25 protein-coding genes, 1 tRNA gene and 2 pseudogenes are annotated in these 24,801 nt (G+C 45.0%); 5 read left to right on the top strand and 23 right to left on the bottom strand.

Annotated elements, in window-relative coordinates:
- Positions 1–100: 100 nt before the first annotated feature.
- The 9 genes from KW548_07820 to KW548_07780 all read right to left on the bottom strand — a co-directional run bounded on the left by KW548_07820 (position 101) and on the right by KW548_07780 (position 8,501).
- A complete protein-coding gene (locus KW548_07820; GenBank protein QXX07843.1) occupies positions 101–703 on the bottom strand; it encodes a nitroreductase family protein in 603 nt (200 codons plus the stop codon).
- Positions 704–720: 17 nt separating this feature from the next.
- Complete coding sequence (locus KW548_07815) at positions 721–1,251, bottom strand: DMT family transporter (protein QXX07842.1); 531 nt, start codon at positions 1,249–1,251, stop codon at positions 721–723.
- Positions 1,252–1,412: 161 nt separating this feature from the next.
- Complete coding sequence (locus KW548_07810; GenBank protein QXX07841.1) at positions 1,413–3,083, bottom strand: WD40 repeat domain-containing protein; 1,671 nt, start codon at positions 3,081–3,083, stop codon at positions 1,413–1,415.
- A 17-nt stretch (positions 3,084–3,100) separates the two neighbouring features.
- Entirely contained in the window at positions 3,101–3,658 is a 558-nt protein-coding gene (locus KW548_07805) for a GTP cyclohydrolase II (GenBank protein ID QXX08005.1), read from the bottom strand.
- Between the two features lie 47 nt (positions 3,659–3,705).
- Positions 3,706–4,713, bottom strand: a complete 1,008-nt coding sequence (locus KW548_07800; protein ID QXX07840.1) for a formylglycine-generating enzyme family protein — start codon at positions 4,711–4,713, stop codon at positions 3,706–3,708.
- Positions 4,714–4,728: 15 nt separating this feature from the next.
- Positions 4,729–5,466 carry a class I SAM-dependent methyltransferase gene (locus tag KW548_07795; GenBank protein ID QXX07839.1) on the bottom strand — a complete coding sequence of 246 codons (738 nt, stop codon included), beginning with the start codon at positions 5,464–5,466 and terminating at the stop codon, positions 4,729–4,731.
- A gap of 1,073 nt (positions 5,467–6,539) precedes the next feature.
- Positions 6,540–6,983 (bottom strand): MarR family transcriptional regulator, encoded by a 444-nt coding sequence (locus tag KW548_07790; protein ID QXX07838.1) that lies wholly within the window; start codon positions 6,981–6,983, stop codon positions 6,540–6,542.
- Complete coding sequence (locus KW548_07785) at positions 6,980–7,600, bottom strand: DJ-1/PfpI family protein (protein ID QXX07837.1); 621 nt, start codon at positions 7,598–7,600, stop codon at positions 6,980–6,982. The genes KW548_07790 and KW548_07785 overlap by 4 nt, the downstream gene beginning before the upstream one ends.
- A gap of 442 nt (positions 7,601–8,042) precedes the next feature.
- On the bottom strand, positions 8,043–8,501 hold the full coding sequence (locus KW548_07780; GenBank protein QXX07836.1) for an HPP family protein: 459 nt from the start codon (positions 8,499–8,501) through the stop codon (positions 8,043–8,045).
- Positions 8,502–8,600: 99 nt separating this feature from the next.
- On the opposite strand from KW548_07780, the gene KW548_07775 reads away from it, so the two are divergent.
- Complete coding sequence (locus KW548_07775) at positions 8,601–9,164, top strand: TetR/AcrR family transcriptional regulator (GenBank protein ID QXX07835.1); 564 nt, start codon at positions 8,601–8,603, stop codon at positions 9,162–9,164.
- 83 nt (positions 9,165–9,247) lie between these two features.
- Here the strand turns inward: KW548_07775 and KW548_07770 are convergent, their stop codons facing one another.
- The 5 genes and pseudogenes from KW548_07770 to KW548_07750 form a co-directional block, all read right to left on the bottom strand.
- On the bottom strand, positions 9,248–9,841 hold the full coding sequence (locus KW548_07770) for an RNA methyltransferase (GenBank protein ID QXX07834.1): 594 nt from the start codon (positions 9,839–9,841) through the stop codon (positions 9,248–9,250).
- A 153-nt stretch (positions 9,842–9,994) separates the two neighbouring features.
- A pseudogene (locus KW548_07765) lies at positions 9,995–10,344 on the bottom strand (hypothetical protein).
- Positions 10,345–10,427: 83 nt separating this feature from the next.
- A pseudogene (locus tag KW548_07760) lies at positions 10,428–11,332 on the bottom strand (alpha/beta hydrolase).
- 403 nt (positions 11,333–11,735) lie between these two features.
- Positions 11,736–12,845 (bottom strand): alkene reductase, encoded by a 1,110-nt coding sequence (locus tag KW548_07755; GenBank protein ID QXX08004.1) that lies wholly within the window; start codon positions 12,843–12,845, stop codon positions 11,736–11,738.
- 481 nt (positions 12,846–13,326) lie between these two features.
- Positions 13,327–13,602, bottom strand: coding sequence for a hypothetical protein (locus tag KW548_07750; protein QXX07833.1), 276 nt, complete (start codon positions 13,600–13,602; stop codon positions 13,327–13,329).
- A gap of 306 nt (positions 13,603–13,908) precedes the next feature.
- On the opposite strand from KW548_07750, the gene KW548_07745 reads away from it, so the two are divergent.
- Positions 13,909–14,370, top strand: coding sequence for a VOC family protein (locus tag KW548_07745; protein ID QXX07832.1), 462 nt, complete (start codon positions 13,909–13,911; stop codon positions 14,368–14,370).
- A gap of 144 nt (positions 14,371–14,514) precedes the next feature.
- Here KW548_07745 and KW548_07740 read toward each other — a convergent pair whose 3' ends face one another.
- The 5 genes from KW548_07740 to KW548_07720 all read right to left on the bottom strand — a co-directional run bounded on the left by KW548_07740 (position 14,515) and on the right by KW548_07720 (position 19,175).
- Positions 14,515–15,159 carry a leucine-rich repeat domain-containing protein gene (locus tag KW548_07740; protein ID QXX07831.1) on the bottom strand — a complete coding sequence of 215 codons (645 nt, stop codon included), beginning with the start codon at positions 15,157–15,159 and terminating at the stop codon, positions 14,515–14,517.
- An 85-nt stretch (positions 15,160–15,244) separates the two neighbouring features.
- The gene (locus tag KW548_07735; GenBank protein ID QXX07830.1) at positions 15,245–15,568 is read right to left on the bottom strand and encodes a hypothetical protein; all 324 of its coding nucleotides are present in this window, start codon (positions 15,566–15,568) and stop codon (positions 15,245–15,247) included.
- Positions 15,569–15,833: 265 nt separating this feature from the next.
- A tRNA-Ser gene (locus KW548_07730) sits at positions 15,834–15,921 on the bottom strand.
- Positions 15,922–16,068: 147 nt separating this feature from the next.
- Positions 16,069–16,518 (bottom strand): L-alanine exporter AlaE, encoded by a 450-nt coding sequence (locus KW548_07725; GenBank protein QXX07829.1) that lies wholly within the window; start codon positions 16,516–16,518, stop codon positions 16,069–16,071.
- 224 nt (positions 16,519–16,742) lie between these two features.
- Positions 16,743–19,175 carry a response regulator gene (locus KW548_07720; protein QXX07828.1) on the bottom strand — a complete coding sequence of 811 codons (2,433 nt, stop codon included), beginning with the start codon at positions 19,173–19,175 and terminating at the stop codon, positions 16,743–16,745.
- Between the two features lie 124 nt (positions 19,176–19,299).
- Here KW548_07720 and KW548_07715 point away from each other — a divergent pair, with 124 nt between their 5' ends.
- Positions 19,300–19,869 (top strand): UPF0149 family protein, encoded by a 570-nt coding sequence (locus KW548_07715; protein QXX07827.1) that lies wholly within the window; start codon positions 19,300–19,302, stop codon positions 19,867–19,869.
- A gap of 31 nt (positions 19,870–19,900) precedes the next feature.
- Here the strand turns inward: KW548_07715 and KW548_07710 are convergent, their stop codons facing one another.
- From KW548_07710 to KW548_07700, 3 genes are all read right to left on the bottom strand, one after another.
- Positions 19,901–20,260, bottom strand: coding sequence for a hypothetical protein (locus tag KW548_07710; GenBank protein ID QXX07826.1), 360 nt, complete (start codon positions 20,258–20,260; stop codon positions 19,901–19,903).
- Positions 20,253–21,479 (bottom strand): serine protease, encoded by a 1,227-nt coding sequence (locus tag KW548_07705; protein QXX07825.1) that lies wholly within the window; start codon positions 21,477–21,479, stop codon positions 20,253–20,255. Before KW548_07705 ends, KW548_07710 begins: the two co-directional genes overlap by 8 nt.
- 166 nt (positions 21,480–21,645) lie before the next feature.
- Positions 21,646–22,683, bottom strand: coding sequence for a potassium channel family protein (locus tag KW548_07700; protein QXX07824.1), 1,038 nt, complete (start codon positions 22,681–22,683; stop codon positions 21,646–21,648).
- Between the two features lie 292 nt (positions 22,684–22,975).
- On the opposite strand from KW548_07700, the gene KW548_07695 reads away from it, so the two are divergent.
- Both KW548_07695 and KW548_07690 read left to right on the top strand, forming a co-directional pair.
- Positions 22,976–23,131 (top strand): hypothetical protein, encoded by a 156-nt coding sequence (locus tag KW548_07695; protein ID QXX07823.1) that lies wholly within the window; start codon positions 22,976–22,978, stop codon positions 23,129–23,131.
- A 12-nt stretch (positions 23,132–23,143) separates the two neighbouring features.
- Positions 23,144–23,683: a disulfide bond formation protein B gene (locus tag KW548_07690; GenBank protein QXX07822.1), complete on the top strand. Its 540-nt coding sequence runs from the start codon at positions 23,144–23,146 to the stop codon at positions 23,681–23,683.
- Between the two features lie 56 nt (positions 23,684–23,739).
- On the opposite strand, the gene nadA is transcribed toward KW548_07690, so the two are convergent.
- Positions 23,740–24,801, bottom strand: coding sequence for a quinolinate synthase NadA (gene nadA, locus KW548_07685; GenBank protein QXX07821.1), 1,062 nt, complete (start codon positions 24,799–24,801; stop codon positions 23,740–23,742).

Raw genomic sequence — 24,801 nt, 5'->3', positions numbered from 1 at the left:
CTCATTGTACAGAATATAGATTTCTAGACAAACCTATATTCGGTAAAGTCTTCTAGGTGAGTTTATGAGCTAGAACCGACAGCCCTAGCTCGTATGGAGTTTATTCAAACACAAGCTGTCGTTGCAGATCAGAAATGAACTCTTTATCGTCTGGCTGGTTTTCTATCGTACCAAATGGCATTTGGGCGATAAGCTTCCAGCTTTCAGGCAACTGCCACTCATTCGCTACTGCGGTGTCAATCAATGGGTTATAGTGCTGCAGTGTCGCACCAAGATTCTCTTCAGCAAGTGCCGTCCAAACCGTTAACTGCGCCATTCCATTCGCCTGTTCAGACCATTTTTCAAAGTTGTCTGCATACAGAGGATAAGCTTGCTCAAGCTCTTTAATCACATCGGTATCTTCAAAAAACAATACCGTACCAAAACCAGAAGCAAAACAAGCATCAATTTTCGACGCACTGCTATCGAGTTCACTTGCCGTCAGTAATTTTCCTAACTCGTGTTTCACTAACGCCCAATGTCTTAAATGGTGATCGCCAAATAACACCACCACACGCGTACTTTGAGAGTGAAACGCAGAGGGTGTCAGCTTGACGGCATGGTTGATAAGCTCTGAAATGTAATCCTTAGCTAGAGTAACGTTGTTTCCTAAGCTATAAATAGAACGTCTTTTCTCTAAAATTGATAAAAATTGATTGTTCATCGTTATCCCTACTTGTTTTATTCCGCAATTGATATTTCTTGTGTCTTATGTTCAACCTTGGCTGAGAGTGTTGGCTTTTCTAGCGTAAAATACTGCACCAGTGCCATTCCTAATATAATGAGTAAAACGCCCATTATTCGGCCTAAGTTCATCTCTTTTGCTGGTAAGCCCATTAAGCCAAAATGATCAATAAATAGTGAAATAATGACTTGCCCAGTAATGACACAAACAATAAAGGTTGTCGCACCTAGCTTTGGTGTTAGGACTAACGCTGCTGTGATGTAGATAACACCAGCGACCCCACCAAACCAAGCCCACCAAGGTAAGCTGCCTATAGTGTCAACCTTCATTGCTGGCACTTTCAATGCGATTAAAATCGGCAATACCACAGACAAACTGATAACAAGCGACACCACTGTCGCCCATAAAGGATGCCCTAGTTCTTTACCAAGAAATGCGTTACTCCCAGCCTGAAAAGGCACTAATGCACCAGCAATAACAGCAATCAGTGAAAAAAGCACCAGAGTCATTGAAAAGTTATACGACATATTGCTCCCCTTGATAACTTTATTTGATTTTATTGTTACATGATTAGTTTCATTTATGAAATTCTAAAAAATATCTTTATTATTCGTTAGGCGAATAATCTCAATTAAATAATATGACTCTAATCAAGGGAGAAAGGCTGCCAGAGGCAGCCTGATAGTGATTAGATAACGTAAGCTTGTCCATCATAAGAACTCGCAACAAATGATTGTTTGTCATTGCAATAAATCAAGCTCGAAATACCGCTGGTTGTTGGTTTAGTTAAAGGCGCCCATTTGCGTTCAACCGTATCAAATACCGCTACGCTACCCCCATAGCTACCTGTAGCGAGATATCTTTCATCTTCACTGCTGGCGATACACTTTATTGAGTTCATATGCGGGCTGCTATAGCGCTGTGGCTCTCCGTCAATCCAAAGCGTTAACTTGAGATCCCGTCCGACACTCGCATACTGTTTGCCAAACGCCACACAAGCGTTGGAGATTTTCTCATGCGCTTCTGGCAGATAACTGGAAAGCTCAAAAGATTCAATGTCGTGGTATGCCGCAGCACCCGTCGCACATACGCTAAAGATCGTCTCTCCGTTGGCTGCCAACCCTTTTATCGCATTGTCGTGCATGGACAGCGTCCCGTAATAGGCAATCGCGCCACTGTTATCGAGATTAAATAGCAACCCCTCTCCGGTGTAGGTACCTATCACCGCGAACTCAACACCTTGACGTGAAAATGTTGCACAGCAGTTTAGAGGCGAATGATGCTGGTGGATGAGTTTGCCTGTTTTCGCGTCAAAAACTTTACCCATTTGCCCACCAGACAGTAGGTATTCACCAAATGGTTGTAGGAAGTTACACAAGCTACCCATCTCTTGAACTGGATTGCCGTCTACAGACAGTTTCCCTGCATCTCCAATCGCGTAGAGGCGACCTTCAATACTTGATACGGCATTCAAGCTGGTTGAGTCATCGATATGCTCCGTCAACCACTCATCGTCTGCGTAATTCCATATCGCATAAGTTGAACCAAACGTGACAAAAGCTACGCGATCAGCGCCTAGGAATGCGCAGCTACGAGGCCAGACAATACTTGGTAAGTCTGTTTGCGACTGCTGTACTAATTGCCCATCCACCAGTTGCCAAATAATCGCACTTCGGTCATAACTCAAACTGATGAGCTTGCGACTTGATTCGTCCCATACCACACGCTTTACACCGGCTTTATGTGCATTAATGTGTGTTTTTTGTTCGCCATCAATAACCGTTAATCGGCCTTCATCATCACCAGCAAAAATCTTTCCGTCACGGCTTAACGCAATGGTATCGGTCTCGACGCCACCTAAATCGATACAAGCAAGTTGTTGTCCGGAGTCCACATCCCAAGTACGAATGGTTCCGTCATCGCTACTTGAAATCAAAGACGTCCCACAGGCTGACCAACTTACCGAAATCACATCAGCTTCATGTCCACGCATAATCTGGCGCGTCTCGCCATTGAGATCAAAAATCCGAATGGTATGGTCACGAGAACACGTCGCCACTAAACGGCTATCTGGCGAAAACTGCGACATTTCTACGTCATCAGTGTGACCATAAAGCACCGTTTTCAACCTTAAGTCAGGCAGTTGCCAGATGCGAGCACTATAGTCACTGCTCGAACTCACCAGGTATTGTCCATCTCCACTAAAGCTGCACTGATTGGCAAGATGATCATGGTTCACTTGATTAATCGGTGTATTGTCTAGTGCATTCCACAAAATCACACGGTTGTCATAACCCGCCGTTGCGATAAATTTATCCTTAAAGCTCGCGATCCCGCTGATTGAAGAAGTATGTTTCATTGTCATTGTCCTTATGTTTACAGCGCGATGGAGTGATTTTTTTTATCGGCTTTTGATTTTAGATATTTGTGATTGTGCTCTGTTAGATAGATACCTGAAGGGATAACCTCAATCACGTCGATCCCTAACGCTTTGAGTGTTGCCACCTTTTCAGGGTTATTAGTGATCACTCGACACTGCGAAACATTGAGCGCTTCCAGCATTCTTACTGCATCGGAAAAATCACGATCGTCTTCAGGCAATTGGAGGTGAGTATTTGCCTCAAATGTGTCCAAGCCCATATCTTGGAGGCGGTAAGCATCAAACTTTGAGTAAAGCCCAATACCTCGCCCTTCTTGGCGAAGATAAAGCAATACACCACCCTCTTGGCTGATTTTTTCCACCGCTTCATTAAGTTGGGGTCCACAATCACAACGTTGTGACGCAAAAACATCACCAGTCAAACATTCAGAATGAATGCGAATGACAGGCACTGTGTCTGCGGCTAGCTCACCAAATACCACCGCAAAGTGTTCTTCATTCCACTTTTCGCCTGAGAACGAATGAAAAAGACCTTTTTTGTTTTCACTTCCCATTGGGATAAGCACTGACGTTTTTACTTCAAGTTTATTCGTATTCATTGTTATGCATCCTCTGCCAATCTAAATCCCATCACGTAGATATCCTTTGGAAAGGCTCCGTGGCGGCGGGTATTTCTAGTTAAGTCTCTAAAGCGTGAAAAACTGCCACCACGCGCAATTCGGTGGCAACCTAATTTGGTAACGAGATCGTCTTCAATAAAATCAGCGCCCGGATAGGGGGCATAGTCATCAGCAACAAACTCTTCAACATTGCCTGCCATGTCCATACAACCAAACGGGGAAGCCGCGTGACTAAACAAGCCGACAGGTGTTGTGGTCAGCACCCCAAATTCTGCCGTGTTACAGTGGTCAGCTAGGAACTCATTGCCCCAGGGATACTGATAATTGTTTGGGCCTGCTGCCGCATATTCCCATTCAAATTCCGTCGGTAAGCGAAACTCACGGCCTGTTTTTCGATTGAGCCATTGAATATAACTTTCCGTATCTTCAACACTAATTCCCGTCACCGGGTGATTTGCGCACTCTTGCGGATACCGGCCTAAAAACCAATGCTTAGGGATGCGTTGCTCTTCAGTGTCGCAAAGAAACGCTTTGTACTCTTGGTTAGTAATTGGGTATTTTCCGATGCGAAAATCACGCAGAGAAATTGAATGGCGAGGGGTTTCTTTCTCTATCCATATTCTCTCAAGTTTGAGGTGCTCACAGTCATCCATAACCTGATCAACTTGCTGCTCATCAAGCCCAACAGAAACCTTGCCACCGGGGACGTCACACATTTCAGGATTGAACGTATCCAGTCGTGAGTCACCCTGGTAACAAAGGTGTTGACCAGCAAAATATCGAACGTCAATGGCAGCATCTTTGCTTTCTAGGATTTCCGCCAGTTGCTGAGGTGTTTTATCCTTTAATAGTGAACGAATTTCCTCGTTAAAAACAAACTCACGCAATGGGGTGAAATGTTCTGGATAACCAAGGAGTTCTCTATCGGTCATTTCAGGACAAGCCGTAGCACTTAGTGTCGGCGAGTAATAATCTACTTCGTACTTCATCACTCTATTTCCACACTATAAAATACAAACTAAACCCGTCTGCAGGCAGTTACTTTGGAAGGTATCCCAAAAGCCTTCAGGACGATTAGCAACATCTTGTTCTTGAAGTAATGGCTTTTGCCAGTAAAAGTCGCTAAATCCCGCTTCTTTGATCGCCTGCTCATAATCGGACTGGCTCCAGCGGAAGAAAGTAAATGGGCTCGGTGGCGTCGTGACGAACTCTGCCGTGTGTTTATAGCCTTGCTGCCACACCTCCTCCGTTTTGACATTAACCCCGTAACGGTCAAAGTTACCTTCACTAAGAGAAAAATTAGGATCCACTGTATACGCGACAAGTTTACAGCCCGGCTTTAAGTTATTGGCAACGTTTTTAAACATCGCTTTAAGCTGTTCAAGTGAGTTCGCATAGTTAAAAAGCCACGCTGCATTAACTAGGTCGAATTCACCTAACTTCTCCATTTCTGCCGCATTGCGTACATGATAGGTAATATCGCGTTGATTGGTATCTGCATACCCTTGAGCCAACTCAATCATGGTTTCAGAGATATCGATGCCAACTACTTTTCTCGCCCCCATCTGATAAAATCTATTCGCAAAGAAGCCATAACCACATGCCGCATCTAATACGTCCAGCCCATCAACATTTCCCACCATCGACATTATTGTTCGAACTTCAATCTCGCGCTGCGCTGCTGATTTAGTAAATTCGCCAAATAGCTTTCCTATTGAGTCATAATCCGCAGTTGTTGACATTTATCTTTCTCCTCATTATTGGTATTTTAAATACTTATAATTTCCTTGGAAATCATTCTTCGTATGGATATCGGATATTATTATCAATGATCTTTTTTTATTAATTCCAATTCTTTTGACACATAAAAACTATTCGTAATACGAATAAACAGACAAGAAATTCAGGCCATTTCATTAATTTTTTCAGTCCAAAGATGGGTCTACGCTGTTGGTACCCCACTATCACTGAGTGCAATTATGATTCACTTGTTCGGCATCTTCGATAACCGCGCAGTTCCTTGTTAGGCCTTGGTATAGATAGCATCGATCGACATTTCATTGTGTTCGTCTCATTTGGCTTGGCTAGTGATTATGCGAATTCATTACATAACCACTCATGACACCAATAAAATAAATTCAACAAAACAAATAAATAAATAAATAAATAAAGTGAATGGTATAAATTTCATGAATACTATGAATGTCACCATGTCGATTAGTTGATGATAACGTGTCGGATTGTGACATAGTGCAAATCCATGATCAGGACATTTCAAATATCGAAACGACTCTTCATGTGTATTCTTTGGTCTAATAACCATGTTATTTTTGCGCTATTTAATACATGGTTGGGGATGTGATGATAAGAAGCCAAGGCTCTTTTGCCCTCTTCCTGACGAGTTCTTGTGGCACATACGACTATGTCGATGTGTGTTGCTTCCTTGCCGTTAATGTAAGCTCTGAGCCATCAATTAACGTTTTATTTCCAAGTGTCTGAAATGTGATTGTTTTTAAGAATGCTGGGACATTAATTATCAAGAAATACAATCACAACTAATAAAATAGCAATCCACTTAGTCATACTTTAAACATCTTAATTATTAATAGATATACCAATTAATTGTATTGATTTACCTTACGAAGGTGTTAAACACAGTCACTTAGGAACAGGCACCAAAAGCTTATACGTTGCTCGCACTCTTGTCGCTAAACTGTTGCTGTGAGTACGTCTAGAAACGAAAAAGACATCATCGGACGTCTTTTTGTTTTGATAGCGATAATGACAACCACCTGCTGTAATTTTCCCACCCTAGCTAAATGGTTTTTAGCTTATCCATGGCTGCCGACAGCTCAGACGCGACTTGTGCCATTTTAGCCAGCTTATCTTCTCCTAATTCATCTACAAGCTGTTGCGCATAAGCGCTATGAAACGGTGTCAGCTTAGCTAACGCGTTATGTCCTTCTTGTGTCGGCTGTAGGAGCATGGCTTTTCGATGCAACGGGTTGGCCAATGTTTCAAGTAACCCTTCGTCAATAAGCTGCTTGCTGGTTCTTTGCACACTTTGGCGCGTTATGCCCATTTGCCGCGCAATCTCGGCTTGTGTCAACGCAGAGTCGCCAACGGCCCCCAGTACCTGCCAGCGAGTAGCAGTAAGCCCAGCCTGAGTGGCAATACTTTCAGCAATGGATAAAAAGTGACCATGTAAAGAAAATACTGACAGAGCGAGTGTACTAAGGTGCTGTTTGGCTTCGCTCATTGGGCGTTGGACTCCATTAACTCATAAAAGCCAGCCAGATCTTTTTCCCCAAACAGCTTTATCCAAGCATTCAGCATATCGTCTGAATAGATTTCAAGCTTGCGGAATATTTCTACGGCAAAAGCCACAGGCTCAATACCACTGGCAGTAATGATGTATTCGCTTGAAACGGCCGGAGTTTCAACATAGTGATGGCTTCCAGCATAACCTGTCATGGCTAGAAACTCTTTAGCATTACTGGTATGTGCCACATCGTCTAACAAGCCATTTCTGGCTAAGGCCGCCGTCGCCCCACAGATAGCAGCAACACAGATGCCATGCTCGACAAAGCTCTTTGCCTTGTTGACGAAGTCATCGATTCCTCCAGTGGCAGCACTCTCGGATCCCGCCAAGATCAGCATTGCACTTTGGTCATAGTTCAGCTCGTTAAGCACCATATCAGGCAATAGGGTGATGCCGCCTTTGGTTTTGATCGGTTCTGCGCTTCGGCCTACGGTTTTGATTTCGTAAGTCTGGGGATGTTTTTGAAACTCAGGAGAGTTGAGATGTGCCACAACATAACCGTATTCCCAGTCAGAAATACCATCATAAACCGCTAAATGAACAACCTTTTTCATGTTAACCTCGACAATAATGACAACAGGCTTACATGATGTAAGCCTGTTGTCATTGTGTCAAGTTATTCGTTGTCACAACCAACGGTGGAAGATTTCTGAGTTTAACCTGAACGCTGTGCTCAAATTACCACCTCGAACGAAAACCCGACCATAGCAAAACCAAATTATAACGTGTTGGTGGCCTGTTCTTTGAACGGTTGCTCTATTAATCCTTCACGATCAAATGAGTCAACCTTTTTGACTTCAAGTTACATTCATCGGTGTAGATAACTGATACTCTCTTTCCCGCTGCATAGGCTGCCAACGCTGATGAGTATATCTCTTTGGATAGGTGGTCGGTAGAAGGCCACCAATATTGTCCGTTTGAACTCGCACATCCCGCTAAAGTTAACACCTATTTAACCCGTCAAATCCAGGCGTCCGTGATCACGCCAACGCTTGGTTAGGATTCGGGTTTAAAGGGGTATTGTTGAACTTTTTGCAGTCCTTTGCCCATCAACACTATCACGATGGTACCAATCAACACCGGGGTCACTAAAAATGACCAACCATGGCCTGCCAACATAATTAAAAGTGGGTTGGCTCCTGCTGGCGGATGGGTAGTTTTAGACACTAACATGCAGGTGATACCGAGCCCCGTTGCCATCGACAAACTGACAGCAGAAGCCCCCACATACTGAGAGAACAGGATACCAATACTTGCAGTGATCAAATGACCAAAAATGACATTTTTCGGCTGAGCAAGCGGGCTCTGTGGCAATCCAAACACAAGGACAGCTGTCGCTCCAAATGGTGCCATCACCAACACTGTACTTTCCATATTCGTTTGCGCCATCAAAAGAAGACCAAGAGTAACGGCTGCTCCAACACCGGCAATTAATGCCGATACATACTGATTCATAAACACCTCACAAAAGCAGACCGACTTGTCTACTTTTTTATGGTAGACAGATCGGTCTACCCCTGTCAATATACATCGGTTAGATTTTGAGGCGTCTTTATGAGCAAGAAGCGAGACTTACTATTAAGCACAGCGTTAGAGCTGTTTTACCAACACGGCATTCATTCCATTGGGGTCAATGAAGTCATTAAGGTTTCTGGTGTGGCGAAAAAGACGTTATACAGCCACTTCAGCAGCAAAGAAGAATTAATACTTAAGGCATTGGAGAAAAGGCACAGAACCTTTATGCAATGGCTAGAGTCGAAGCTTGAAAATACGGCCAACAACCGCGAATTGATCGACACCCTATTTGCGTCTTTAGAAAGCTGGTTTAACAGTGCAGAGCCAGAATTAAGCAAATTCAATGGGTGTTTCTTTATTAATACTTCAGCTGAGTTCCATGACGCGAACAGTGAGATATCGCGCTATTGTCGTTTCCACAAAGCGGAAGTGCGCCAGTTGATACAAAGTAAGTTAAGTGAGGGTTCAGAAGCGTTGCTCAATGCCATCTGCTTACTAAAAGAAGGCGCCATTACCACCACTTATATGACAGGCGAAAGCGCTGAAACCATAAGGAACAGTGTCAAGATTTTACATCAGCTTGAGTGCCAAACACCGCGTTGAATGGTGAGTCACGCGGTGATTAGGTAACCGCTTCAAACATTCACGCTTAACGGTTGAGCAACCAAGATGCCTCTATGATTCGTTTAGGTTTTCTTTCGAATCGCGCGCTTGTATTTAGCTTGATATTCTCTACGTTGTTTCGTCACCTCGTACAGTACAATACCTGTCGTCGTAGCCAGATTGAGACTCTCGATCATGCCAAACATTGGGATTGATATACAAGCTTCGCTTCTCTCTACCACGAGATCACTAACACCACGGGACTCATTGCCAAACCAGACAGCCAATCTCGTCTGTGTGTAATCGGCTTCATGTAAAACAAAGTTGTTTTTTCCTTTCACATGCGGAGAGGTAACCAGCGAGGTGAATCTATTTTTTTCAAGGTGCTCTAAGCACGCTTCTGTGCTATCAAAACGTTTTACAAACGTCCATTTAGAGGCGGAGACCGATATCTTAGAAAGGGATTTGCGTTCTCTGATTTCTTGCCAATCATCGGGTAGTGATCTGCGGCTGTCTACCACATAGATTTTTTCAACCCCCAAGGCATTGGCATTGCGTATTACCGAGCCAATATTTTTCACGTCCATCGGGTTTTCTAATACTGCAATAAGATTTTTGCACTGGTACTGTTTAATTTCGTCCGCTCTTTGGCGGACTGAGTTGTTTGCACTTTCCATTTTCTTTATTTGCCTTCATAGACCAAACACCGCGTTGAATGGTGAGTCACGCGGTTAACTCATCGGTGCCATTGTGCCGCAGGCACTACACTCAAAGCAAACCGAATACACAGAGCATCATAAACGTGGTTGACGCTATGGTTGAGCTGAGGCTTATAGCCACTGAAGGACGAGACAAGCGACCAAAGCAGGTAGGCCAGCGATAAACAACACCAAACCGGTTTGATAGTTGGCACGATAATGCTCACGTTGATCTTTCTCGAAATCATGCCCTTGAACCATTTTGTAGACTTTATCGGTTTTGGCATCATCTAGCCGCGTCGTCTTGCTGTGGATCCCCCTTCCCACATCAGTTTGGCTAAGATCCATATTACGATGACAACAAAGAACAGAAAATCGACCAACTGAGTGGTCGCAAAAAAAGGAACAAACTGGGCTAGTACTACCACAGCAAGCGCCGCAGTGAGATTAATCAAAACCACTTTCTTGAGCAAATCGAACAACCTTATCTCCTTGAATAAAAAGGTATTAAGGCGCAGAGTATCACGCCCCTTGATGGTATGTCATTGCACTGTGCTAGCTAGATTTACTCCAGCCATGCTTGAATCTGTTTGATAACGCTTGATGCCTCACTTTCTCCTCGCTGGTTTTTAAAGGCGTGATCCAAACCAGCGAGTAGCATAAACGACACGTTCGAACGTGACTGCATCAGCTGCTCTGCTTGTCGTATTGACTGCTCAGGTGAAACGTTAATGTCTCGCTCCGATTGCAAAATCAGCGTGTCAGCACTGACGCGTTCCAGTATCGCCCTTTGGTCTAACGTCAGCACCTCTTTCCACCAAGCAAAGCCATGGGAGCTCATATTGATGTCCATCGTTTCAGCGCTCACCACGGCCTGCTGAAACCCAAGAAACCATTTTTTGCTTCCATAAAAGCTTCCGGAGGCATGGTTTGCTCCATATTGTAGAGAACATCATCGACGAAAAAGCGTCCACCAGCGTTCAAAGACACTAAGCTATCAACCGATGGAACTTGTGACGCGACCATGGCAGCAACCACGGCCCCTTCACTCCCGCCAAGCACAATAATGTGCTCATAATTATTCTCGAGCTTTTCGAGCACTTGCTGGTAGTCTGCCGCACGCTGTGTCGGTGAGTCCTTTTGAATGTAGGCTGTCGGGCAATCGGGGCTATCGCCATCGGGATTCCATCTGATCGCTTGGTTTAGCCCGTATTTCTCTACCGTGAGTAAATCAGCCTCTGGCAGCGTTTGAGAAAACAGATCGTTAATCCTCGTGTTATGGGAGACGCTATTGCAGTCAGAACCCTGCATAATGACCAACAAGGTATCACTCGGATTTTGCGTCGTTCTGGTGAGGTAGTAAGTTAATGAAGAGCCATCTGGTCGCTCGATAACATGGCTGGTGGAAGACGCTTTGGCGGCACCAACAATAAACAGCGGTATTAATAGAATTATCCGAATAAGGCTCATCTCAATCCCTTGAAATTAATATAAAAAGTGAAAATCTGTACCTTTTGAACACCACGAATCATTTAAGTTCATTTTGCCTTTAAGATTCTGAAAAGAGGGGTAAATTAAAGCTTCACCAGCTCCTTTAGGGGGCTGCTGTGATGAATTCATGGTCGCCAGGTATTCGTGTTTGTCAAATTGCATCCACTCTCTTCTCTGACTCTGACTCTGACCAACTTATTTCACGCCTTCATCGTGCTTATAATAGTGAGCCCGCAAGGAGAGTGCGGTAGCGCACTAGGTCTATGTATGATCCACCATTCAGCGCCGCGTATCTGCTAGCGCTGAATTGGCATCGCTTTGCGATTCTATTGTTGTCCTTTCCTGTTTTATTTAAAAGTCGCCTCATTGACGTCTTGTGGCGCTAGCCATACTCGGGGTAATCGGTATACTCGGGGTAATCGGTATACCCACGTTCATCACCACCGAACAGTGTCGCGCCATCCAGCTCCTGCAGAGGCTGTTGATGCTTTAGACGTGAAACCAAATCTGGATTGGAGACGAACGGACGCCCGAACGCGACTAAATCGGCATAGCCTTTTTCGAGTACCGTCTCGGCACGTTGCTGGGTATAACTGCCCGCGACAATGATGGTGTTGGTGAAGTAGCTGCGCAGCTGTTGTCTAAAACTTTCGGGGATCACTGGTGCGTCATCCCAATCGGCTTCCGACAGGTGTAAGTAGGCAATATCGCGAGCTTGAAGCTGCTGCGACGCCTGTAGAATCGTTGCGACAATTTCTGGGCAGTCCATGTCCTTAAATGTAATGAAAGGTGCCAGTCGCACTCCAACTTTGTCGCTACCAATCGCGTCGCTCACGGCATCGACCACCTCCAATAAAAAGCGCATGCGGTTTGCCTGAGTGCCGCCGTATTGATCAGTTCTGTGATTGGAGTTTGTGCGCAGGAACTGATCAATCAAGTAACCGTTACCACCGTGGATTTCAACGCCATCAAAACCTGCTTCAATCGCACGCTTTGCCGCGTAAGCAAAATCGTTCACCACTCGGTCAATATCCGCCTGAGACATGGCTCTTGGCTCAACACAATCCACCATATTACCGTTGCCATTCTCGTCAGCGATCCACACTTGAGTATCTAGAGGTTTGAGGGCCGATGGCGCGATAGGTTGCTCGCCATTTTGAAAACTTGGGTGCGAGACTCGACCCACATGCCATAGCTGACAAAACATGACTGTGCCCTGTTGTTTGGCTGTTTGAGTGACGGTTTTCCAACCCGCCACTTGTTCATCAGTGTAAACGCCCGGAGTGAAGGAGTAGCCTTGCGAATCGTCAGAAATCTGTGTCGCTTCAGAGATAATTAAGCCCGCGGTCGCGCGTTGCTGGTAATAGGTTGCCATCATTGAGTTAGGAATATTACCCGGTTGGCTGGTGCGCGCTCGGGTCATGGGTGCCATCACGACACGGTTTTGCAGATCCAGTTGTTTCAGTTGCGTCGCATCAAACAGTTTGCTCATCATTGGTTCCTCAGTTAAGTCGTGGTCACTGGGGGTGATTGCTCACAAACGCCAGCCGACCTGATTATCATGGAGCCAGTATATTGATTAGATTAAGTTTGATAATGGAGTTAAATTTGAATTGACTATTCAGCTCAGCCAAATAGTAAAGTCTCAGGGGCGAACGGGAGAGCCGCCTGCAGCTATCCGCACTCATCTGAGGCATCATGATGGGGTTCAAGATCTATAGGGGGGCAAAGACGAGGTGGTTTAGCCAAATGATGAAACATAACACACTAGCGGGCTCAAGCTGAGGCTAAGGTTAACAGTCATGACTAGTGAATCATGGCAATCGGCAACGATCCCTTCAAACCGATAATGGATCGTCGCCAAAGCATGCCGAGCGTCGACTTAAGTCAATATTCGCCGTTTGCCGACCACAACACGGATGGTAGCCGATGGCAGAACAAGGTCACCTTATTCTTCAACTGGCCGTCATGCATTACTGTTTTTTGCCGGCAACTTGAACGTAATCAATACCGATAATGCGATTGATAATACCCAATACAGAGTCTGTATCTGAGTTTGTCGCTTGAATAGTCTCAACCGTCGCGCCTTCTGGCACTAATTCCATAGCACGGTCTTGAGTGTTACCCGGAATTTGTAGACCAACAATGTTAAAGCTTTCAGCATGGGCGGTATACACTTCCTCATTGTGAGTGATCCCTGAACAACCTGCCAAAGACATCACACCTAAAATACACAACAACTTTTTCATATAAAGTACCTTTGAATGAGTGGAGTTCAGCCCGTAAGATTTCGTATCTCTTCGGCCGTTGCTGAGTATTATTCCACAGCACTTTTGTTGTTACTGTATCGGTTTGTCAGTCATATCATGACATTGTAAGCGAGTAATAACGTACCAGGCATGGGGTCGGCGAAGCGATAACGTGTTTGTTGGCAGGTCGGGTATGGATTATTCGGCTTGGACGAATAGTGTTTTTAGATTGGCTGCTCTTCTCTTTACCCTCATCGGTCACGTATTGTGACACATACGTTTTCTCTTCAGGAATGAGGTAGTCACATGCGTATAAAGGCCATCGATCACTTTACCATCAGAACCGCTCATCTGGATATGACCATACGGTTCTTTGAACAGTCTATTGGACTGCAGCGCGGCCCTCGCCCACAGTTTGCCTTCCCGGGCGCTTGGCTGTACGACAATGATGGGCACCCTATTTTGCATTTGGTGTCTCTCCCCGAGGGACATATCCCCGAAGCATTGGTGGATTATTTAGGGGGCAAAGACGGTCAATCAGGTTCAGGGGCCATCGATCACATTTCCTTCAAAGGGCTACACCTCTCCTCAACTCAACAGCACTTGACGGACCTTAAAATCCCTTTTCGTGAACGCGTGATCCCACAAATCAATGAACATCAGATCTTTCTCGACGATCCGAACGGTATCACGATTGAAATTATTTTCCCTTTTTCGCCCGACCACGAAATAGTAGGTAACCCATTACCCGTAGTCGAAGTCACTTAACAATCTAGTTTGTTTGCTTGTTACACTGTGCGGGCCTGTCAACAATACGATTGATGCCAAGCCCGTTTGGCCTTGAATGTATTGGTTTGTCAGTTACATCATGACATGGTCAAGAGGGCGCGCGAAATAGCGAATAATAAGCCGCTAACCCACGGTGACCTTTACTCCAGCATCAAAAGCATACTCGTCAAGGGACACGATGGACTGTGGAACCACCACATTGACCAACTGATTGCAGACAAAGGCCCCATTACCGATATGAGTGACCGACTCGGACATCACAACCGATTCTAGCGCGTTATCCGCAAAAGCTCCTTCATCAATAAACGTCACAGAATTTGGTAGAGTAAGGGTCTTTAATAGGTTGCCTTCAAATGCAAAATCGCCGATATGTTCCACTGAGTTCGGGATCTCTACTTGTGGTAGCTCGTTCATTGCAAATGCCGCACCATAGATTTTTGTCAGCCCTTGCGGGAGTGAAATACTCGTCAGCCCATTGTTTGAAAAGGCAAACTCTCCTATCGAACAAACCGATTTGGGAAAAATCACCGTGGTGAGGTGATTGAACGAGAACGCGCTCTCTCCTATGGTAGTCAGAGTATCTGGCATGACCAAAAGGGTTATTTTTTTCGAGCAAAAGGCTTTGCTCCCTATTGCGTTTACTGGAGATCCGCCCAAACGTTCAGGGATAATAATGTTCTTGTAGCCCGAGGTATAAGTGACGATTTCACCACTTTGGCTATCAAATTCCACATCACTCAACGTGAGCGTGCGCACCTTGTTGGTCATATTAAAAAACCAACAATGCATTGCTGACCTTAAGGTATTTATGATTTTAAACAACATAGCGACTCACCCTAGAGAGCATCCTCAATCACCACACTAACCACTTAAAATAACAAAGAATTATGAACGCGGTCGTTAATCCGACCCAACCAATGGCTTTGGTGACAACTTCAGGAGAATGCTGATTAAAATGCGGAAACAATATGGCACCAAAGGATAGTGCCGGAAGTAAACCATAAAGTTGGCCCATATACTTAGAAGTCATAGCAGGGAACGGCTCTATGAGTAGATAGACAATCAAGTAGAGCCCATAGAATGCCATCGCAATAAGCGCTTCCTTTAAGGATGTGTCACTGCCCTCTACAAAGAGATAAGCAGCGCCTAGAACAACGAACACGATTACTTCGAGCATGTCGACGCCCCTATGATGGGTGGCGTGATAACTCGCGCTGACGACGTCGGTGACGGCTTCTCTATTTGACTCGACACAACCATACTTCCTTTAGGTCATCAATATGAGCCGGGAGTTTACTAAGTGCATGAGTTTAAAGCAAAGTCAGTGCAAAGATTGCCTGAAGGAATATCACATTGAGCTCGACTCAACCTCGGAATTTCGGTTTGATGTATTATCTTTAGACATAAAAAAAGACGTCCTAGGACGTCTTTTTTTAAGAATGTGGCGGTGAGTGAGAGATTCGAACTCTCGATACGTTGCCGTATACACACTTTCCAGGCGTGCTCCTTCAGCCACTCGGACAACTCACCGAATCAAATTGTGGTTGGTGTTATGAACCAACGAGGCGCTAATTTAATGATTCTATTGGGTTAGGTCAAGTCCATTGAGAAAAAAAAAACCTCACGCATTGGTCGTTTGATTACTTAATGGCTAATTCGGCCAGATTTCCCGCAATATCACGCTTGTTGGCAGTATCCCGGCACCTTAAACCACTTGCGGCACATATCAAGAAAATAACCGTAAAGAACGCCCATCCCACACGAAATCACAGCGTTTGATGCGACAGCCGTGACGATTTGATCAGACGAGGCGCCAACAACAAACAAAATGGCCGCGTATACGGGTGATTGGAATAGCACATAGGCCAGTAAATCCGCGATGTTCTTTGTTAAACCGCTCGATGAAATGCGTTCGCCTTGTCGCAGCATCAAGTCTCTAAACATTCCATATGGCCATGCAATAGCAATGTTTACTGGAATAGAAAGGGTTCGTGAAGCCAGCGATTGCTCGAATGTCATTCCGGAAATAAACACTTCAATGATCATGCCTGAAATGAAACAGAAGACTACCATTGCAAAAGTATCTGCAGCGGCATTGCGAATACAAAACGGCCCACGCGATTTCATCTATAACTCCAGTATAAAAATTCAAATAAAAAACAAAAAGCCAGTCATATAAACTGGCTTTAAGGTTAATAACCAAAATATAAGGCTATTATTTCATTAATTTTTTAGTTTTAGATTTCAAATTTGAACCACGAAGGTAAATTAGTAACCGTATTTAGTAGAAAAATTAGATTAATTCACTAAAAATACCAGATAAGTTCAAAAATCAGCCATTTGAGTGTAATTTACTTACAAAAGTCCTTTAGTAACACCGTTAATACATCCAAATCCGCTTGAGACGGCGCCTCACCCGACGAAAGCTTGAGTTGAATAGCATCGAAGTTTTCCGTTAAGTGGTTGTCTTCAATGTCGGCAGTGATATTTTTCAAAGCTTGAAAATGCGCTTGCGCTTCTTCTAACTTGCCATTCTCTACCGCCATATTAAACGTCAGTAGTAATGACTCAATTTCTTCTGTTTCTTCTCTCCTCAAGCTTTTCAATAACGCGGGTTTGTATTGATAAAGACGCTCCGAATATCGGTAAAGCGCATCATCTAACTCGTTCTCATCTATGGGTTTTGAGACGATGTAATCAACGCCAACACCCAGCATGCGCTCGCGTGTTTCTCTAAAGACATCTGCAGTGCAGCCTAAGATCAAAATTCTCGATTTCGAGCTAGGCATAGAGCGAATGGCGGTTGTCGCCTCCACACCATCCATGACTGGCATATGGTTGTCCATCAAGACTAAATCGTATTCCTCGTTGGCGATCGCATGAATAGACAGCTCGCCGTTTTCAACCACATCACATTCAAACCCCTTGTTGGTCATAAAAGTATTGATAATGATGGCGTTGGTTCTGTTGTCTTCAACAATTAGAGCTTTTAAGCCGCTGTAGTTGAGTTTGATGTGCTCTTGAATATCTTGGCTATGAGGCTCACATCGATCCATTGCAACCAATACATCGAAACTGGTGCCGATACCTAATTCACTGGTTAAAGTCACGCTCCCCTTCATTAGACCACATAATTGCTTGACGATGGCTAACCCTAGGCCTGTACCTCCAAAACGTCGCGTAGTCGAAGACTCGGCCTGCTCAAAAGGTTTGAAGATTTTCTGCTGCGCTTCTTTGGCGATACCAATACCAGTATCACGCACTTTGATCTCTAGGTAGTTTTGGCCTCGTTTTTCTATCTCTTTAAGGTAAACCTCAACGTAGCCACGTGAGGTAAATTTGACCGCATTGTTGAGTAAGTTGAACAGTATCTGGCGCAGGCGCGCCTTGTCCGACATATACCAACGATCCGCTGGTACTTCCGAGTAAACTTTGAATTGCAGTCCTTTTTCTGAACAGAGGGTAAAGTAAACACTATTGATACTGCCTATAATGGCTTCGAGTGGGAATGGGTTGTTCTCTAGCTCCAGATGGCCTTGCTCAATTTTTGAGAAGTCGAGGATTTCGTTCAGCAGTGTCATCATATGATCACCCGATTCATACAAGGTTTTCATATGCTTTTTCTGCTCTTCCGTCATGTCGGTTTTCAGGAGGATCTGCGCCGTACCGAGTACCCCATTCATTGGTGTTCGAATCTCATGGGACAAGGTAGCAAGAAACGCACTTTTGGCCTTTGTTGAAGCCTGAGCTTTCTGCTTCTCAGCTTCAAGGTAGACGGTTTTTTGGTTGAAGGTATCAATGAGGTGTTTAATTTCGTCCTGACTCCGATAACGCATATCGATAATGCCACCTTCGATCGAAGCATCCACTTTCTGAGCAATAATGATGATCGGTGAGATCAGGAAACGGTTGATGAGAAAGTAACCCAGCATCACACACGCGAGCATGATAGGGATAATCCCTGCTTCGACTTTCGACACTAAGTCATAGACCTCCTCCGTCACCAAACGGTTAGCGTTGACGACATCAATATACCATTTGAAGTCACCAAATTCGGCGCTGCTACTGTAGATATCTTCGACCACTTGAAAATTGTGTTCGGTGATCACGTCGCCGTAAGAGTCTCTTAGTACCACGCCCAGTTCATACTCTTCGGCATGTTTGCGCACAAACCCCACCAAGCTTTCTAGAGAGATGTCGATGGTGGCGACGCCGGCGAAAGCGCTATCCACATAGTAAGGGGAAGACGCAGTGATCATCTGAACATGGGTAAAAGGATCAATATAGACCTGCGACCAAGAAACCGTGCCCATTGGCTTGCCAATCACTGAGGTATACCATGACTCCTGGTCATAGCCACCTGACTCTGGGTTATCCCAAGAGAACACTTGGTCTACTTGTCCATCACTGGCTCGATTGAAAAATAGGCTTTTATACGCTTTACCTTGCTCGATTGAATAAGGGATTGGCCACAACCCACCACTTACCGCAACCCCATCCACGACCGAAAATAACTCAAACAGCATCTCGGCCTGATGGCCCTGCGGCTCATGGGTATTACCGATGCTGACAACACTCTGCAAAATCCCCAGCGAACTGTTCAGAGGCTCTCTGATTTCGGCGGCAATGATTTGTGTTCTTAGGTCAAGGTTCTTTTCGAGCTGCTCTCGCACGGGAGGCTCAACCACAAGATAGCTCACCGTACCTATCACTGCGATGACAAATGCCATGTACACAGCAAGCGCTATAAAGCTCTTTCTTTTGAGGGAGGAACGAATTTCCATAAGCCTTTGAATTTTGTCCGTTTAAACTCAATTATAGCGAATATCCGCACGCTGCCACCTTTTTATGTCTCGTTTTGGCTGTTAGTATTAGCTCAATTTCCATTACCCCACTTTGGTATTCACTTTGACACTACAAGAAATCCTTTCTCAGCCAGAACTTGAAAACCGACTTATCAACGAGCCTAAGACTCAAGGATTCGTTACAGCAATGGCGGCTGCGCCGAATGTGCTGCCACCAGAAGAATGGCTTCCATTTCTATGGGGAGGCGAAGAAGTGGCGCCATTCTCAGATGGCGAGCAGTTAGAGACTTACATCGAATTGATCATTGCGATGTGGAATGAATACCGTCCTGCTCTTTTGGACAACCAGTGGGCATGGCCTAGCGAGTGTGCACTAGATGAGGCCGATATCGTTAATCAGGCGACTCGTGATTTCTGTGAAGGTGTGCTTCAAGGTTGGCAGCTCGCCAGAGATGATTGGGAAACCATCATGCCGGAGTCAAGCGAAGACAGCGCGTTGCTCGGTGGTGTATTGCTCTCTTTGAGTATGCTCTATGACCCAGAGACGTCCATCGCGACGCTTGCAGAACAAGGCATTGAAGGCTTAGAGCAGTTTGAAGAGATATTTGATGCGATTCCGACTATGCTGTGCGGCCTCGCAATGCGCGGTTCCATGTTAGTGGAAGCGGAATAATGATAAAGCCGGCTCTGAGCCGGCTTTTTACTTACTTACGAATCGCTTCACCAATCGGGTTATTGACCGAGATCCGCTTACCTTTTATCGAATCCAATAAAGGCAGTTCAAAGGCTTCATAAGCCGCCATTCGTTTACAAGGGTCTAGCTTGATTCGAACGACTGAGATTGTCGCCTGTTGGGCGCCCTCGCTATCCACTCGGATCTTAAAGTCTTCACCTGTACTGCACCCTGTCGAAACCGCATTGAAGACTATCCGATCAGCATTAATCTTATGGCTTTCAAGAGGCACCACAAGATCCGCTTCATTTGCATTACTCGACGTTGAGTGACACGCCGTCAAACCTAGCCCTGAAAAAACGAGCAGCAGGTTGGCACACCATTTAAACATTTTTTCTCTCTTTCATTCTGCTCACGAAGCCAAACAAAGCGAGCAGTATTAAGCCGTAAGATGATGAGCCACCGCTATCGCCATTTTGATATGACTCTGTATTACCATAGCTATATACGATATGCATATCTAACTCTCCGGCTACACTATGATCCGTTGCCACCGTCATTGTGGCACGATTGGATGCAGCGTAAACGGTAGAAGCGTCCACTTTAATATCTATAGAACACGAGTCGCCTTGATTGAGAGTGGTAGTACAATTGTTCGACACCACAGCCACACCAGATGGCGTGGTAATATTCGTCACATCAAACGCTTCTGCTCCGTAATTTCGGATTGGCAAGTTGTAGGAATACTCGCCACTTTTACTACTAAGCCTGATGTCCTGAGTATAGCTAACGTTAGCCGTTTTCTTGTTGATCCAACCATTATTATTAAAGTAGCCAACGTTGGCATAAACACCATAAGCGTTCGCCTGAGCACACTCGTTACCCCAACTTACAACACCAACTTGTTTATAGGTACCGCCGTCATTAACGACCAATGGACCACCGCTATCGCCATCACAAGAATCTTTTCCCCCTGCTGCATAGCCCGCACATATCGCATCGCTGCCAACAGTCATATAACCTCCGCCTAGATTCTGACAGGTACCTCGATCAACGTAAGGTAACTCCACTTGATGGAGCTGTGTTGGATAAACGTAACCAGAAGTGCTTTGGTTACCCCAGCCCATGACCGTTAAACTTTGACCTACAGACAAGCTGTTCACTTCAGTTGCAGAAGCCAGTGTTACTTGACTTGCTGTGACATCATCGACTAACTCTAGAATAGCGATATCGTTCACGACAGTTGAGGAGTTGAAATCTGGATGTATGTATTTAGCACGTACTTCAACACGTTGGCCCTGAGTCGCTTCATTGGTTAGATCATGAATACCAATCGAAACATCAATTTCGCTTGCTTCTTTGTCGTCCACACAATGTGCTGCGGTTAAAACATACCTACCACCAATAAAACTAGCTCCACAGAAACGGCCACTGGCGGCACTGGATGAACGATAAATTAGGGCCGTCATAAATGGCCAGCTTGATTCGTTAGCCACTGAACCATTGATGATACGTGTGTTTACCTCATTCAACGAACCCGTTGGCTCTTGAGCACTTGAAACCATTGGCATCAACATGCTCACTGCAAAAGCCACTAACGTTTTTTGCATATTATTTTTCCTTTATTATTGATAGTGCAAATACTCTGCGACACACTAATCAATAATTTTATAAAATCAATAAATAAAGAAAAAATATATAGAAATAAAAAGACAGGTCTCTACGTTAAGAAACTTAACACATAAATAATGAGAATTTTGGCTAAAAAACCGTTCGCTAGGTAGGCATACTTTGCCAATCAATGCGGTCTATGCGCTCATCGGCAATGTAAAAAAGCTTCGCCCCTGCAGGAATCGCTGTGTCTAAATCTGGGTTAAGCTCTATGCCGCTTCCTGTATCAATGGCGATCAATGTGGCTTGATAAGCGCGTTTAATATAGACAAAAATAGACTGCACATCCGTAGGCGCTGCACTCTCTGGATAAATGGTGGAATACTGAGTCATCCCTCGCGTTGATGCGAGTAGCTCCTGATGGAGTGCACTAGATCCTGGGTCTACTGCGGCTTTGGCCAACATTTCTGCACCAACAGCAGGAATACATTCTGCGTTCGGGCAATGTTGATTTAACAATCGGCTCAACGCTTCATCTTTGAAATAAGCTAGTAAGTGCGCATTTGGGTTGACGTTGGCTGAGTAAAGCGCCGCTGACAAGGTAATATCATCTTCCAAGTTATCCACCACGATACAACTTGCCTGTGTGATCGATGCCTTTTCCATCTCCTGCTCGTCAGTATAACTGGTGACTTTGACAAAACCGATTTCTCCGGGCAAAGGGTTTTCAATGTCTGAACGACTACACAATACGATAGGCCGTTTACCCTCTTCCTCGTGCTGAAGCATGCGAATGAGATGCATGGTTCGCTGACCATTCCAACCTAAAAGCAGAATATGATTTTCCACACCAACTCTCCGTTTTCCTAATATTCCTGCGCGCCAGTAATCCACTGACGCTGACGCTAATCGGCCAACTAAAGCGGCAAATAAGGTTAAGCCACCCGGTATAACAAACAAAATCACTACCCATTTTCCAACTGGGGTAACAGGGGAATAGTCGCCATAACCGACAGTCGAAGCTGTTACCATGAGGTAGTAAATAAAGGTCGATACATCTTGAGTCAGCTCGCTTTCCCCACTGGCTGCCAACGCTAGCCAAGACATGGCAATGTAAACGAAAAGCAATAGGATCAAGTTGCGATTGCTTAGCTGGAACAAACGTACGCCCAGCCACTTTTTGAATACCAACCAAACTGACATTTTCTACTTACTCGACTGATTACTATCAATATTCTTTCAAGACTAACTTACTCAGGACCGATGAGCCAACTCTGTCGCTCAAAGCCATGCTCAATCTGAATAACTCATCACTATAATGCTCGTAAAATCAGGCTGATAGTACAAGACGTAAGATCCTAAGGTTTTAATACCTGACTTTTTGCAATCTTAGGTTTTGCGTTTAGCTATCGAATCCAACCGACCCCAAGTCTATCTTAACGATAGACGAGTACTAAACTCGCCATCACTCAGATAAGAAAGTAAGGGTTTTCACATGATGTCTTTCATTTTTTTGGTGCTTTTTGCCGCGATGCTGTTGGCATTCTGCGGCAAAAAATCACTTGGCTATATCCTGTTTGCCACTTCGGTAATACTCGGTCTGTATTGGTTTAACCACCATGCGAACGATGCTCTTTCAATATTGTTGTAAGGAGGCAGCACGATGAACCAAAATCAAATCATTAGACTCAATATTCTCGGCCTTTTTGGTATGACATTCGTCTTGCTGATCGGCTTTGTTCTTCAGTTTGCGCTCAATGAACTCCCCTGCCCGCTTTGCTTGCTGCAGCGCATTGGCTTTGCCATGGTCATGTTTGGCTTTATGCTCAACATTAAGTACGGTGTTCAACAGCGTCACTATGGTGTGGTTCTGATAGGTGCTTTGTTTGGGGCGGCAACCGCGTTGCGACAAGTCTCACTGCATGTCATTCCCGGTACTCCAGGATATGGCAGTGCAATTTTCGGCATGCACTATTACACTTGGGCGTTTGTTTTGTTCGCTGCAACGATTCTGGCGGTGGCGGTCTTAATGATGCTTTGGAATCAAGCATGGAACAACGAGTCATATGAAATGAGCAAACTGGGGCGTCTGGTTTGCCTACTGGCCTTGTCAGTGGTCGCCCTGAACGTGATTTCTACGTTTTTCGAATGCGGACCTTACCAATGTCCAGATGATCCAGTGAGTTACTGGCTATTCAGTTAAGACAATGCAAAGACAAAAAAGCCAGCTTAGTTAAGCTGGCTTTTTTGGGAAAAGCGTTAAGTGTTGCCTTTCACTTTGATGTTGAGCTGTTCAGCAAAATCTAGCATGCGGTTGAGGGGGATTAAAGACTTAACACGAAGCGCTTCATCAACAAAAATCTCATGCTGCTCACCACCATCTCGCAGTGCGCTCTCGATCGCTTTAAGCCCATTCATCGCCATCCACGGACAATGAGCACAGCTTCGACAAGTTGCACCGGCACCAGCCGTGGGCGCTTCAATTAGCTCTTTCTCTGGCACTAATTGCTGCATCTTGAAAAAGATGCCTTTGTCGGTCGCAACAATCATTTTTTTCTGCGGCAGTTCTTTGGCTGCTTTGATCAGTTGGCTGGTGGAACCCACAGCATCTGCCAATTCGACAACACTGGCTGGTGATTCAGGGTGGACCAAAATCGCAGCTTCAGGATAGAGGCCTTTCATCTTACGGAGTGCATCAGCTGAGAACTCGTCATGAACAACACACTCTCCCTGCCACAGCAACATATCTGCGCCTGTTTGGTTAGCAATGTACGAGCCTAGATGGCGGTCAGGTCCCCAAATAATCGGTTTGTCTTCTGCATCTAAATGCTCGACGATGTCCAATGCGATACTTGAGGTCACGACCCAATCTGCGCGTGCTTTAACCGCTGCCGAAGTATTGGCGTAAACCACCACGGTATGATCAGGATGCGCATCACAGAATTCTGTGAATTTGTCCGCAGGACAGCCTAAATCTAGCGAGCACTCAGCTTCAAGTGTGGGCATCAGAATGCGTTTTTCAGGCGTTAAAATCTTGGCAGACTCACCCATAAAACGTACACCACCTATGATGAGTGTACTCGCAGGGTGTCGGTTACCAAACTTAGCCATTTCAAGTGAATCACCAACAAATCCCCCCGTTTCTTCAGCTAGGGCCTGAATTTCAGGATCAGTGTAGTAATGGGCGATCAATACCGCGTCTTTCTCTTTTAACAGCGCTTTAATATTTTTTATGTGCGCTTGTTTTTGTTCGTCTGTCAGCGGTGTTGGTTTTGGAGGGAATGGGTAAACGGTTTCGATTGTATCTAAAATGTGGCTCAT

The sequence above is a fragment of the Vibrio neptunius genome, from assembly GCA_019339365.1.
Lineage (GTDB): Bacteria > Pseudomonadota > Gammaproteobacteria > Enterobacterales > Vibrionaceae > Vibrio > Vibrio neptunius.
The sequence above is the reverse complement of the archived record's forward strand: the minus strand, read 5'-3'. Positions and strand labels throughout refer to the sequence as shown.